The sequence below is a fragment of the Pseudomonas sp. BT-42-2 genome (assembly GCF_025847435.2).
GTDB lineage: Bacteria > Pseudomonadota > Gammaproteobacteria > Pseudomonadales > Pseudomonadaceae > Aquipseudomonas > Aquipseudomonas urmiensis.
Window position 1 is genome coordinate 274,069 of the sequence record NZ_JAOYTM010000004.1, and the last position, 12,135, is coordinate 286,203.

12 protein-coding genes are annotated in these 12,135 nt (G+C 60.7%); 7 read left to right on the plus strand and 5 right to left on the minus strand.

Going from position 1 to position 12,135, the window contains the following annotated elements; genetic code table 11:
* Window positions 1-130 precede the first annotated feature (130 nt).
* Window positions 131-1,057: a LysR family transcriptional regulator gene (locus tag OIU19_RS03890; protein ID WP_264233469.1), complete on the minus strand. Its 927-nt coding sequence runs from the start codon at window positions 1,055-1,057 to the stop codon at window positions 131-133.
* Between the two features lie 140 nt (window positions 1,058-1,197).
* Here OIU19_RS03890 and OIU19_RS03895 point away from each other — a divergent pair, with 140 nt between their 5' ends.
* Window positions 1,198-2,424, plus strand: a complete 1,227-nt coding sequence (locus OIU19_RS03895; RefSeq protein WP_264233470.1) for an acyl-CoA dehydrogenase — start codon at window positions 1,198-1,200, stop codon at window positions 2,422-2,424.
* A gap of 77 nt (window positions 2,425-2,501) precedes the next feature.
* On the opposite strand, the gene OIU19_RS03900 is transcribed toward OIU19_RS03895, so the two are convergent.
* Window positions 2,502-3,854: an SPFH domain-containing protein gene (locus tag OIU19_RS03900; protein ID WP_264233472.1), complete on the minus strand. Its 1,353-nt coding sequence runs from the start codon at window positions 3,852-3,854 to the stop codon at window positions 2,502-2,504.
* A 320-nt stretch (window positions 3,855-4,174) separates the two neighbouring features.
* On the opposite strand from OIU19_RS03900, the gene OIU19_RS03905 reads away from it, so the two are divergent.
* Window positions 4,175-4,645, plus strand: coding sequence for a GNAT family N-acetyltransferase (locus tag OIU19_RS03905; RefSeq protein ID WP_264233474.1), 471 nt, complete (start codon window positions 4,175-4,177; stop codon window positions 4,643-4,645).
* Between the two features lie 152 nt (window positions 4,646-4,797).
* The gene (locus OIU19_RS03910; protein ID WP_264233476.1) at window positions 4,798-6,204 is read left to right on the plus strand and encodes a PAAR domain-containing protein; all 1,407 of its coding nucleotides are present in this window, start codon (window positions 4,798-4,800) and stop codon (window positions 6,202-6,204) included.
* Between the two features lie 423 nt (window positions 6,205-6,627).
* Here OIU19_RS03910 and OIU19_RS03915 read toward each other — a convergent pair whose 3' ends face one another.
* Together OIU19_RS03915 and OIU19_RS03920 are read right to left on the minus strand one after the other, a co-directional pair.
* A complete protein-coding gene (locus OIU19_RS03915) occupies window positions 6,628-7,719 on the minus strand; it encodes a TerC family protein (RefSeq protein WP_264233478.1) in 1,092 nt (363 codons plus the stop codon).
* Between the two features lie 189 nt (window positions 7,720-7,908).
* On the minus strand, window positions 7,909-9,216 hold the full coding sequence (locus tag OIU19_RS03920; RefSeq protein WP_264233479.1) for a phosphate ABC transporter substrate-binding/OmpA family protein: 1,308 nt from the start codon (window positions 9,214-9,216) through the stop codon (window positions 7,909-7,911).
* Between the two features lie 303 nt (window positions 9,217-9,519).
* Between OIU19_RS03920 and OIU19_RS03925 the strand changes: the two genes are divergently transcribed.
* The 4 genes from OIU19_RS03925 (at window position 9,520) to OIU19_RS03940 (ending at window position 11,597) form a co-directional block, all read left to right on the plus strand.
* On the plus strand, window positions 9,520-10,407 hold the full coding sequence (locus OIU19_RS03925; protein WP_264233481.1) for an EamA family transporter: 888 nt from the start codon (window positions 9,520-9,522) through the stop codon (window positions 10,405-10,407).
* Window positions 10,408-10,499: 92 nt separating this feature from the next.
* Window positions 10,500-10,820, plus strand: a complete 321-nt coding sequence (locus tag OIU19_RS03930; protein WP_264233483.1) for a YbjQ family protein — start codon at window positions 10,500-10,502, stop codon at window positions 10,818-10,820.
* Window positions 10,821-10,960: 140 nt separating this feature from the next.
* Window positions 10,961-11,149 (plus strand): hypothetical protein, encoded by a 189-nt coding sequence (locus OIU19_RS03935; protein ID WP_264233485.1) that lies wholly within the window; start codon window positions 10,961-10,963, stop codon window positions 11,147-11,149.
* A gap of 142 nt (window positions 11,150-11,291) precedes the next feature.
* Window positions 11,292-11,597 carry a hypothetical protein gene (locus OIU19_RS03940; protein WP_186555167.1) on the plus strand — a complete coding sequence of 102 codons (306 nt, stop codon included), beginning with the start codon at window positions 11,292-11,294 and terminating at the stop codon, window positions 11,595-11,597.
* An 82-nt stretch (window positions 11,598-11,679) separates the two neighbouring features.
* Here the strand turns inward: OIU19_RS03940 and OIU19_RS03945 are convergent, their stop codons facing one another.
* Window positions 11,680-12,012 carry a hypothetical protein gene (locus OIU19_RS03945; RefSeq protein ID WP_186555168.1) on the minus strand — a complete coding sequence of 111 codons (333 nt, stop codon included), beginning with the start codon at window positions 12,010-12,012 and terminating at the stop codon, window positions 11,680-11,682.
* Window positions 12,013-12,135 lie beyond the last annotated feature (123 nt).

The window sequence follows — 12,135 nt, forward strand, 5'->3', positions numbered from 1 at the left end:
GCGATCGATGCAATTCATGCTACGCGGTGTCGTCGGAAAGATTTTTCCATCTGTTCGGCTGTTTGCACTTTTAGTAGAAAATACTTCTCCAAAACGAGGCGGATATAGCAAGAATTCGCCAGTGCCTAGCCTAGAGAGGTTCAAGCGCCTTTTCTTCTTCGATCACCACCCGCTCGCAGAGCTCGATAATTTGCTCGCGCATCCAGCGGTTGGCTGGGTCCTGGTCAGTGCTTTCGTGCCAGTACAGATGAGTTTCCAAGGGCGGCACTTCCACCGGCAGCGGCAGGTGACGCAGTTTGTGGCGGCGGGCGAAGCGTTCCGGCACGGTCATTACCATGTCGGTCTGTTGCAATACCTGCGAGGCCATCAGGTAGTGCTGCGAGCGCAGGGCAATCTTGCGCTGCACGCCCATCTTGCCCAGGGCCAGATCGACATAGCCCAGGCCGTTGCGGCGGCTGGAGATATGGATATGGGTCATGCCCAAGTAGTTGTCCAAGCTCAGCTTGCCGTCGGCCAAGGGGTGACCTTGGCGCAGGGCGCAGACGTAACGGTCCTGCATGAGTTTGACATGACGCACCTGCGGATCGGTGTTCAATGGCGCGTCGACGGCAAAGTCCAGGCGCCCGGCGGCCAGCTCCTTGGTGGTTTCACGGCGTTTGCACAGGAAACTCTCGATCATCACCGCAGGCGCCAGGCGTCGCAGACGCTGGAACAGCGGTGGCAGGATCACCGCCTCGGTGAGGTCGGTCATGCTGATGCGAAAGGTTTTGTTGGCCTGCTGTGGATTGAAGATGCGGCTCTCTTGCACCGACACCCGCAACAGCGCCAGCGCGTTGCGCACCGGGCCGATGATGTTTTGCGCCATCGGCGTGGGCACCATGCCTTGGGCGGTGCGTACGAACAGCGGGTCGTTGAAGGTCTCGCGCAGCCGCGACAGCGCGTTGGACACCGCCGGTTGGGTGATGCCGACAATCTGCCCGGCGCGGGTCAGGTTGGCTTCGGTATAGATGGCGTCAAAGACGATGAACAGATTCAGGTCAACCTTGCTGAGGTTCATGGGCGCCGCTCGTTGTTGGAGTTATGGCTCGATCATATATCGGTTATGAATGTTTATACACGCGGAAAATAGACTAGGTGGATCGACTGCAGCTGTTCTAGTCTCTGGCCCATGTTCTTCGTCCCGTGAAGGTAGCCCCAATGGATTTCGCCTATTCGCCCAAGGTCCAGGCTCTGCGTGAGCGCGTCACTGCGTTCATGGAGGCCTACGTCTACCCCGCAGAACCGGTGTTCGAGCGCCAGGTTGCCGAGGGCGACCGCTGGCAACCCACTGCGATCATGGAAGAGCTCAAGGCCAAGGCCCGCGCCGAGGGGCTGTGGAATCTGTTCTTGCCTGAGTCAGAACTTGGAGCCGGCCTGAGCAACCTGGAATACGCGCCGCTGGCCGAGATCATGGGCCGCTCGCTGCTGGGGCCGGAGCCGTTCAACTGCTCGGCGCCCGATACCGGCAACATGGAGGTGCTGGTGCGCTACGGCAGCGAGGCGCAAAAACGCCAGTGGCTCGAACCGCTGCTGCGTGGCGAGATTCGTTCGGCGTTCGCCATGACCGAACCCGACGTCGCCTCTTCGGACGCCACCAACATGGCAGCCACCGCAGTGCGCGACGGTGATGAGTGGGTGATCAATGGCCGTAAATGGTGGACCTCCGGCGCCTGCGATCCGCGCTGCAAGGTGATGATCTTCATGGGCCTGTCCAACCCGGACGGACCCCGCCACCAGCAGCACTCGATGATACTGGTGCCCACCGATGCGCCGGGGGTGAAGATCGTCCGCCCACTGCCGGTATTCGGCTATGACGACGCGCCGCATGGCCACGCCGAGGTGCTGTTCGAGAACGTGCGGGTGCCTTATGAGAATGTTCTGCTCGGTGAGGGCCGCGGCTTCGAGATCGCCCAGGGACGCCTGGGGCCTGGGCGCATTCACCACTGCATGCGCTCGATCGGCATGGCCGAGCGCGCCCTGGAATTGATGTGCAAGCGTTCGGTCGAGCGCACCGCGTTCGGTCGGCCACTGGCGCGTCTGGGCGGCAACGTCGACAAGATCGCCGATTCACGGATGGAGATCGACATGGCGCGGCTGCTGACCCTCAAGGCTGCGTACATGATGGATACCGTCGGCAACAAGGTGGCGCGCAGCGAGATCGCTCAGATCAAGGTAGTGGCGCCCAACGTCGCCCTGCGCGTGATCGACCGGGCTATTCAGATTCATGGGGGGGCAGGGGTCAGCGGTGATTTTCCGTTGGCCTACATGTACGCCATGCAGCGCACCCTGCGCCTGGCCGATGGTCCGGATGAAGTGCACCGGGCGGCGATTGGCAAGTACGAGATTGGCAAGTACGTGCCTAAGGAGATGTTGCGCGGGCACTGATAGCGCCAGGCCGGTCTCTTTAGTGGTAACTGGCCGTGTGCAGCACTGCCAGTTACCGGTGTGACGCCCCTCAGGGATCAGGGTGTTTTCAGGTCCACCAGCAGATCCTTGGCCGCCTTGGTGGCCAAGACGCTCATCAGCCTACTCATCTCATCCTGGCGGCCGATGCCTGATTCAGCGCCGCCCATCATCACGTTCGGTACTGGGGCTTTGGCCGCCGCTTCAGCCCATGCGCGGTTGATCTGCACCAGCGCGTCGAGCTTGTTTTGCAGGGCACCATCGGCCTTGAGCGACGCCTCGCGGGCGTAGGCTTCGGCGTCGGCACTGATCTTGGTGGCTTGGGCATTGACCTGGGCTTTATCGCGCAGCAGCTCAGCAGTCTGCTTATCGATCTCGGCGCGGCGTTTTTCCCGATCGGCATTGATCAAGGCCAGCTGCTTTTCCGTCTCCGCCTCGGTGGTGCGCTCGATCTGCTGGCGCAGACTTTCCTGGCGCTTGGCCTCGACGTCCTTGGCGCCACGAGCGGACACCAACTCTTTTTCCTCTTCTTCCTTGAGCCGGTTTTGCCGGGCCACCGCCAGTTCCGCCAGCGCCTGCTGCACCCGCACCATACGCTCTTGATACTGCGGGTTGGGGTCGATATGGGTTACCCGAGCATCGACGACTTCGACGCCAAACAGGCGAAATTGCTGCTGCTTGCGCAGCTCTTGGCCATCTTTGTCGAGCTTCTTTTCGATGACGAAACGGGTGGCGCTGTTGTCGCCGAAACTGCCCTGGTCGGTGCCGGCCTGGAGTACGGCGGTCTGGGCTGGGAAGTGGTCGCGCTGTACGCGGATCTCCTTGCGACTGGTCAGGTACAGGCCATTGCGCAACTGGTTCTCGAACTCGGCACCAAAGTGGCTGCGATTGCCGGCATAGTAATCGTCGGCGCTCATCAGTGACGCCGTGGCTTGCAGGGTTTCCTTGACTGCCGGCAGCAGCGCACGCTGGAGGAAGTTATCCGGCGTGCGGTACTCCTGGGCAATCTTCAGGAACGCGTCCGCTGAGGGCAGGCGAAACTGGGTGCTGAACTCGGCCTTGGCGTCGACATTGCCCAGGAACACGATGGGCAGGTTTTCCAGGGTTACTGACGGATGACCACTGCGATTGCCTTCCTCGTTGTCCGCTTGCAGGGCCGACTGGACGCCGATAGTGCGCCGCCAGGAGGTGCTGCGGCCGAACCATTTGGTTGCGTAGCCCACGTCCTCGACGACTTTCTCCTCGCCGAAGATCGTCCGTACATGGGTCATCTGACCTGCTTCGTTGTAGAACAGCACTTGGTTGAACAGCGCTGCCAAAGCGGCGCAGGCGAGCAGCGGGGTGGCGATGACGGCAATGAGCTTGCGGTTGACGCGCAGTTGGCTGAGGTCAGGTATCGGTGGCTTTTCCATGAGGGCACTCCTTGTGAAGGGACGTGCATGCTGGTTAACAAGGGACAAGCTTCACAGTCAGCCAAATCATACGTGGCTGTAGGAAGCTTCTATTTTTGTTCTGCAAATACCTCCAATGCTCATCCATCACGTGGCAGCTGCGCTACACTCGGCGGCATGATCTATCTAGCCCAATCCACCCTGATGTGCACTTACATGACCGCCTCTGGCGGGCCATGAGGTCACGGCTGCCTAGCATCCCCGGATAGAACCTGAAGGCCCCGCCAGCAATGGACGGGGCCTTTTGCTGCTCCGTTCGCACAATTAAATGGAGACAGAGCATGTTCGAAATTCGTCGCGCCACCCGTGATGACGCCCAGATCGCCTTCGACATTCGCCGACTGGCCATCCGTGCCCAGTGCATCGGCCCCTATAACCAGCAAGACATGCTGGCGTGGACGCGGGGATCACTCAACAAGTGGTTTACTGATTTGGTGCAGCAGCACTTTCAGCTGGTGTGCGCGCAGGGCAGGGTGGTCGCTACCGGCATGCTGGATGTTGAGGTGGGTGAAATCGGCGCGATCTTCGTTCATCCCGAGTTCATGGGACGTGGCATCGGACGGCTGCTGATCGAGCATCTCGAAGGGCTGGCGCTTGAGGCGAACCTGGCCCAGATCAAACTGGATGCCACGCTTAACGCGGTGGCGTTCTATCGCGCGTGCGGTTTCGTCGGCGAGGAGCGGTCGATCTATCAGTCACCTTCGGGCTTGCAGCTGGCCTGCGTGCCGATGCTCAAAGTGCTGGGCCAGTAGGTGAGGCGGTGAGAAAAGTTTAACTTTTTGCCTCAGCGATAAAGAGCTTTCCGCAAGGCGTGTAGGATGTGTCTGTTTCTGGGTTCCGAGGGAAAAAGGACGCCCTGTAACTGCTAGGTTCCGTTGCTCTAGCCAGCATAAGGAAGTTGCACATGCGTGTAGATTTGGGGGGTAAAGGGCAGGCGCTGGACGGTGATCTCACCACCACCGGCGCCACCTGCATCGCCACGGGCGCGAGCTATACGTCCAATGGGCGAATGGTGTTGCGCATGGGTGACAGCACCACAGCGTGTCCGCTGTGTGATGAGATCGGGAAGGTCGTTGAAGGCGTTTCGTTCTTCATCTCCGATGGTCAAGCCGTGGCCATGGATGGCGCGCTGGTGGCCTGTGGTTGTCCGAGTGGAAGTAACCGGGTCGTGGCCCCGCTAAACCGCGTTAAACCGATCGCGCGGGCGACGCCACTGGCAGATTCGTCGTACTCGCAAGCGACCACAGCAACACCGAGCAGCCTGGCCAGCTCTGCGCCACGCCACGCGGTTGATTCGCTGCCGTTCACTCAAGAGCCGGGTTTCTACCTCGTGCCGCGCAGCATGTCCTTTCCACAGGTCCTGATGCACCTGGCCGAACAGGACAGCACTTTACCCATCTCGCGTTTGCAAATGCTCAATCCTACCTACCAGCAGGGCTTCAAAGGGGGCGAGATCTTTGTCATCGGCGATCCGGACAACGGCCATGCCTGCACACGCGAGGAAGGTCAGCTGATGGCTGCGGCGCAGCAGGCCCGTGAATCATTGGCGCGGCTGGACCGTGGTGAGGCGGACTTCATGATGCTTCACCAAGCCGAGATTGCCGGGCTGCTCAACGGTGCCAGCCAGTCGATGGGCGTAGGCAAGGACATGCTCGAGCAGGGTCTGGGGCAGGTCAGAGCCACCTTGGTGGATATCGAACGCCTGCATCAGCAGCAGTTTGCGCGCCACGGGCATCTGAACAGCCCGGCGTTCTTTGCAGCGCGGCAAGGACTGCTCAAGCAACTGGACGGCCAGTTGAAGACCGCCTTTCTCAATAAGCAATTGAATCTGGGTAGTTACGAGAAGTTGCGACGGACTCTTGGAATTTCCACCAAGAGCCTCGTTCACCATTGGTCGAGGGCGGGTGGTCCAGGGCAGATACCGGGGTATGCGATGCATTTGGATGAGGTGGCGAAAACGGCGAAGTACCTAAAGTATGGCGGGGCTGTCGGCACTGGGCTGGGAGGGGCGGCGTCCTATCTGAAGGTGCAAGAGGTTTGCCGCGCAGGAGAGTCGGCTGAGTGTAGAAAAATTCGGATGACGGAGGCTGGGAGCTTCGCGGTCGGAATGGGTGGAGCGACGTTAGGCGCAAAGCTCGGAGGGGTTGCAGCAGGTGCGTTATGCGGTGTGTTCTCCATAGGAACAGGTGCTCTTGGTACGCCCATATGTGCCTTGGTTCCGGTGGGTGGCGGGTCAGCAGTTGGAGGGCTTGGAGGTAGCGCGGCAGGTGAAAGGCTGGCAGAGGAGTTATATGAATTCGGACATGATTGATTTTGACAGTTGGCCTCAGCTTGTAAGAATTGCCTTCTTGGCAGGGCCGTTTTTAGTTGGATTGCCAGGTGTTGCCATGAGCCTGTACATCGCCAGTACTCGCGAATTCCACATCATGTTGTCTGCCATTCAAAGTCGTCCATGGTTTGAGCAACAGAAACGAGGGTGGGGTATTGGCGGGTTAAAGTCTCGCTGGATGCTGGTCTGTTTCGTTTGCGGCTTGCTCTTACTCCCTGGACCACATATACGCAGGGGGGAGCTAGATATTAACGAGCTGCGCAATTTTCCTCGGGGTTTAAAACGAAGGATGCTGGGTTCTGTATGGCTTACCATAATCGGATTCACGTGGATGTTGGTTGCCTTTGTCCTCATCAGACTGTCCCAACCATGAAGCTTGGCGGCATTATGCTTTGAACGGGCAACTCAGACCCGCAAATGCGGGTCTTTCTTTTCTTCAGTGCTAGACGTTTGGCCGGGTTTGACTGCCTGTGAATCGGTAACTTCACCTGTTTCGATGGAGCTATGACCAGCGTCCTCTTGCTGACTGTCCCGCGTCTTGAACAGCGACAACAGCACCCCGCCGAGCAACAAGCCGAACGTCACCCCCAGTGACAGCAACGCCGGCACCTTGCCCACCATCCCGTGGTAGAAAATCTTGCAACCGATGAAGATCAGCACCAGCGCCAGCGCATATTTGAGATAGACGAAGCGGTGCATCAACGCCGCCAAGGCGAAGTACAGCGAACGTAGGCCGAGGATGGCAAAGATGTTCGAGGTGTAGACGATGAAGGGGTCTTGGGTGATGGCGAAGATCGCCGGAACACTGTCGACGGCGAACACCAGGTCAGCCAGTTCGATCAACACCAGGGCCAGGAACAGCGGCGTGGCATAGCGCAGCGCCTTGCTTTGCCCCGGTGGGGTGAGGTGGACGAAAAAGTGCGGGCCGTGGATCTGGTCGGTGACGCGCATATGCCTGCGTACGAAGCGCAGCACTGGATTATTGGCCAGGTCCGGATGGCTGTCTTGTTTGGAAAAGGCCATCTTCACCCCGGTGAACAGCAAGAACGCGCCGAACAGATAAAGCACCCAGGCAAAGTTCTGCACCAAAGCCGCGCCCACGCCGATCATGATCGCGCGCAAGAACACCACCCCGAGAATGCCCCAGAACAACACCCGGTGCTGGTAGCGGCGAGGGATGGCAAAGAAGCTGAAGATCATGGCCATGACGAATACGTTGTCCATCGACAACGACTGCTCGACCAAAAAACCGGTGTAGAACTCCAGCGCTGACTGCGCGCCCAATTCAAACCATACCCACACCCCGAACAGCACGCCCACGCTGAAGTAGCCTGAATACAGCAGCAGGCTTTCGCGCATCTCGATTTCTCGGTCTTTGCGGTGCAACACGCCCAGGTCCAGCACCAGCAGACCAATGACGATGGCGATGAATACCAGCCACAACCAGGCGCTGGTGCCGAGCAATGGGGTGGTGAGATAGGTGTGTAGAGCCGTCATGAGCCCCTCCTTGATTGTCGACGTTGCATGGCAACAGTGATCCGACATGGCGGCTTGGCAGCCGTCAGAGGGGCCCGGTATCACATGGGTTTGAGCCTAGACCCATTTCCCCCAGTGCTCGAATGCGACGCTGTTACATTTCTTTGCTTGGATCCTTGCCCCGGGATGAGGCCAGTACTGGCCAACTCGTCAATACACCCAAACCTCAACCCGCCGATTGCGCAGGCGCCCCTGTTCCTGATCGTTGTCGGCCACCGGCAGTTCATCACCCATGCCGGTCACCTCCTTGATCTGCACGCCATCGCGAGCCAACTCCCGGCGTACCGCCATCGCCCGCAAGCGTGAAAGCAGCGCGGCGCGCCCTGGCGTCTCCTTGGGGTCGCTAAAGCCGACCAGCACTGTCTTGACGTGCAACTTGCCCGTCTGGCGCAGGTAATCAGCCACCCGCCGCACATCGCGCAGCGCCTTGTTGTCGAGGCTGGCACTGCCTTGCTGAAAGCGGAAATTGACGGTCAGACGCTGCGCCTCCTCGGCCAGGTTGCGGTAGCGCGGCGGCATATCCGCTTGGGTGGGCACCGCCAGTGCCTTGACCTGCTGCGAGACAAACCCCTGTTCAGCGACAATCGCCTGGCCTGCCGGGCTCTGCGCGAACTCGGCCAGTGCCCGGGCCAACGGCTGCGGGTTGCTGGGCAGGTAAAAGTACAATCGCCGCGACAGCGGATAGTCTTCGCTGGCCACCCGCGCGCGGCTGGGCAGCAGGGCCGGCGCGTCGCCCTCGGCGATGGCCAGCACCTTGGCCCCGTGCACCGCAGCAAGGCTGCTAAAGCCAATCGCCTGGCGATCAGCCTTGACCCGCTCCGCCAGTTGCTCACTGGATTCAAAACGCAGCGCCTGGCTGTCCAGCACGCTGGCGTGAGTGTCCAGTACCAGCGCCTTGAAGGTTTCGAAAGTGCCGGAGCGGTCATCGCGCGCGTACAGACGAATCGGCCCGCCGGGCACGCCTAACTGCTCCCAGCGCGACACCTGGCCTGAGAACACCTGCGCCAGTTGCTCGGTGGTGAGCTTGGCCAGCGGGTTGTCCGGATGCACGATCAGCGCAACGCCGTCCAGGCCGATCACCTGCTCCTGGGCCGGGCTACGTAGATCGCCCAGTGCCCGCAGGCGCTGGGCTTCGGCTTCGCTGATGGGGCGCGAGGCGGCGGCAAGGTCGGCAGCGCCACTGCCTAGCGCGGCAAACCCTGTGCTAGAGCCATGCGCTGCGATCGCGACGCGGATCAACAGGCCCTTGAGATCGCGCGCAGTGATGTCGGTTTCATTAGGGGCCGCCCCTGGCGCCTGCTCGATAGCGCTGGCGCCTTGGGCTTGCAGCATGCCTTGGATCAGCGCTGGACCCAGCGCCGCGCCGATGGTGTTGGAGCCTTGCACATGCAGCTGCGCCGGCTCAGCCAAGGCCAGCAGGGGCAGAATACACAAGAGCAAGACGCAGAGGCGGTGCATGCCGGGGACCTGTGGCATAGAGATGCACCGCAGATTACGACAGTGGGATGACCGCTAGATGACAGACAATTTGACAGCGGTTGCGCCGCGGGTAATCCAGCGGGGCTGGAGCAGGCAGGTAGCCGCGCTACCTGCCGGGCGACGGCCTCAGTGTGCTTGCGCCGCCAGCACAGCCCCCTTTGAGCGAGGAACAATCTCAGACTGTTGCGCAACCCTGGACCGCAACTGTGTCGGTCCGGCGCCAGCAAAAGCCCTTATGCTGTAACGAAATATGTCTAGAACAGCCTGAAGAAGGAAGTCGCAATGCCACTCAAGGACCTGCTGATTGCCCTGGTGGTGATCATCGTCTGGGGAGTCAATTTCGTGGTGATCAAGGTCGGCCTCGACGGCCTGCCGCCCATGTTGCTTGGCGCCTTGCGTTTTCTGCTGGTGGCATTCCCGGCGGTGTTGCTGATCAAGCGGCCGAACTTGCCCTGGCGCTGGCTGATCGCCTATGGCGCAACGATTTCCCTCGGTCAGTTCGCCTTCCTGTTCCAGGCCATGCATAGCGGAATGCCGCCGGGGCTGGCTTCGCTGGTGTTGCAGTCGCAGGCCTTCTTCACCCTGGGCTTCGCCGCGCTGTTTCTCGGGGAGCGTCTGCGCCCGGCCAGCCTGATCGGCTTGTTGGTGGCTGCGAGCGGCTTGGCCCTGATCGGCAGCGAGAACAGTAGCCATGTGCCGCTGGTAGCCCTGTTGCTGACCCTGTGCGGCGGTGCCATGTGGGGCATGGGTAACATCATCACGCGCCGTTTCGGTTCAGTGAACCTGGTGGCGTTGGTGGTCTGGGGCGGGCTGATTCCGCCGCTGCCGTTTCTGCTGCTGTCCTGGTGGCTGGAGGGGCCGCAGCGCATGGCTGATGCGTTGAGCAACATCGGCTTGAGCTCGGTATTGGCCCTGGCATTTCTGGCCTACGCCGCGACCATGCTCGGCTACACCCTGTGGAGCACGCTGCTGTCGCGTCACCCTGCGGGCAAGGTCGCCCCTTTCTCGCTGTTGGTGCCGGTGGTGGGCTTGAGTTCATCGGCCTGGTTGCTGGATGAACGACTGAGTGCCATGCAGGGCTGGGGCGCGTTGTTGGTGATGCTGGGGCTGCTGATCAATGTATTCGGTCCGCGGATCAGCCAGCGCCTGCGCCCGGCCAGCGCGCAATAAGCGCTTACGAAAACGCCGCAGACCTTGCCGGGAGGGCGGGCAAGGTTTGTTAGCATGCGCTTCTTTTGCCTAATCCAAGGGAGCGCCCGTACATGATCATTTCCACTACCAGCCAACTGGAAGGCCGTCCGGTCGCTGAATACCTTGGCGTGGTCAGCGCCGAATCGGTGCAGGGCATCAACTTCGTGCGCGATTTCTTTGCTCGCTTTCGCGACTTTTTCGGTGGCCGCTCGCAGACCCTGGAGGGCGCACTGAAGCTGGCGCGTGAGCAGGCCACTCAGGAGTTGATGGCCCGGGCACGTCAATTGCAAGCTGACGCCGTGGTCGGCGTGGACTTCGAAATCAGCATGCCGTCGGTGCAGGGCGGCATGGTCGTGGTGTTCGCCACCGGTACGGCGGTGCGTTTGAAGTAAGGCCATGTGCCACTGGTCGGGTCCGTGGATTTTGTCCGGGCGGTCCGAGAATGACCGGCTAGTCTCACTTCAACAGGCCGCTGTTCATCTAGGCAAGTACGCTGCTTGCCGACACGGTCACCTCTGGAGGGAGACAGGGCATGAGCGAATCCTTTTTCGAAGACATGAATGATGCATTCCCGATCAACAGCCAGGTCCGTTGCGGCCAGACGGCTTTGCGCCTGGGCTTTGCCAACATGACCCTGGACGAATCGGAGCAGCTGCAGCCTGCGTCGCTGCAGCGCATCAAGAAGGGTCGCTTCACTCCACGGGTGCCGACCAAGAAGTAAGCCGACCGCCAACGCCCCGCTCAATGGCGGGGTTTTTTTTGCCTTTGTTGATCCTGCTCATGGTATCGGCGTGTTGCCCTCGCACGCGACTCGATGCTGTGGTCTTCTTGCGCGGCATTTCGCCAATGGAGGATTGATTTCGATGCGAATCAGGGAAGAGGCCTACTGGCAGTGGGCCGATGCGCAGTTGCACAGTCGCAGCCACGATGAGGAACTCAGTGATGGCACCAGCATTGATGTGCAGGTGCGCCTGTCGCGCCTGGGGGCCACGCAGTTGTTCCTGGGGCTATATGCCAAGAACGGTGCCGCGTTGCACGAAGAGTATCATCCGACGCGTCCGGGCGAGACCATGACACGAGCGCTGGTCTGGGGCGTTGAGCGCGGGCGGGCGCTGGCCACTGGCGCCTTGCCATTGCCGCAGGTGCAGCGGCCTAGGCTTCAGGCCTGAAGGACGGCGGTTGCAGAAGCGGCGAAACCGCCCATGAAAAAGCCCGGCCTTTGTGGGCCGGGCTCAAGTAGCGGTGTACAACTCAGTTCAGTGGGTCGATCACCTTGACTGCCTGCCGCTCACGGGCGGCGGGCCATTCTTGTTGCAGGGTCTGCAGCACGCGGCCAACGAACTCGGTGTCGGCGGCGGCTTTCTTGCCGACGTAGCCTTGGCCACGGCGGTAGACCTTGAAGCGGGCGCGCATGGTTGGCAGGTCCGCTTCGAATTGATCTTCGACGCTGTTCGGCGGCAGGCGGTCGAGGCGTACCTCGCCGGTCTGGCTGAGCCACAGCAGGTGGTCGTCAAGGCTGTCCTTGCGCGCGGCGAACAGCTGGGCCAATTGGTCGATAGTCGGTTTGTCGTTCAAGTTCATCATAAAGCCCCCATTACCCGTCGATTAGTGATTTCACACTTGGCGCTACCCATGTAGCGCACTACCAAGGCTGCTACAGCAGCATTGCAACAGGGGCTTTCTCACGCTGCCTTTTGGACAGATCCC

What these genes read in the sequence shown, in the direction of transcription:
- OIU19_RS03890 (WP_264233469.1), bottom strand. Translation starts at nt 1,057, where the DNA reads ATGAACCTCAGCAAGGTTGACCTGAATCTGTTCATCGTCTTTGACGCC.
- OIU19_RS03895 (WP_264233470.1), top strand. Translation starts at nt 1,198, where the DNA reads ATGGATTTCGCCTATTCGCCCAAGGTCCAGGCTCTGCGTGAGCGCGTC.
- OIU19_RS03900 (WP_264233472.1), bottom strand. Translation starts at nt 3,854, where the DNA reads ATGGAAAAGCCACCGATACCTGACCTCAGCCAACTGCGCGTCAACCGC.
- OIU19_RS03905 (WP_264233474.1), top strand. Translation starts at nt 4,175, where the DNA reads ATGTTCGAAATTCGTCGCGCCACCCGTGATGACGCCCAGATCGCCTTC.
- OIU19_RS03910 (WP_264233476.1), top strand. Translation starts at nt 4,798, where the DNA reads ATGCGTGTAGATTTGGGGGGTAAAGGGCAGGCGCTGGACGGTGATCTC.
- OIU19_RS03915 (WP_264233478.1), bottom strand. Translation starts at nt 7,719, where the DNA reads ATGACGGCTCTACACACCTATCTCACCACCCCATTGCTCGGCACCAGC.
- OIU19_RS03920 (WP_264233479.1), bottom strand. Translation starts at nt 9,216, where the DNA reads ATGCACCGCCTCTGCGTCTTGCTCTTGTGTATTCTGCCCCTGCTGGCC.
- OIU19_RS03925 (WP_264233481.1), top strand. Translation starts at nt 9,520, where the DNA reads ATGCCACTCAAGGACCTGCTGATTGCCCTGGTGGTGATCATCGTCTGG.
- OIU19_RS03930 (WP_264233483.1), top strand. Translation starts at nt 10,500, where the DNA reads ATGATCATTTCCACTACCAGCCAACTGGAAGGCCGTCCGGTCGCTGAA.
- OIU19_RS03935 (WP_264233485.1), top strand. Translation starts at nt 10,961, where the DNA reads ATGAGCGAATCCTTTTTCGAAGACATGAATGATGCATTCCCGATCAAC.
- OIU19_RS03940 (WP_186555167.1), top strand. Translation starts at nt 11,292, where the DNA reads ATGCGAATCAGGGAAGAGGCCTACTGGCAGTGGGCCGATGCGCAGTTG.
- OIU19_RS03945 (WP_186555168.1), bottom strand. Translation starts at nt 12,012, where the DNA reads ATGATGAACTTGAACGACAAACCGACTATCGACCAATTGGCCCAGCTG.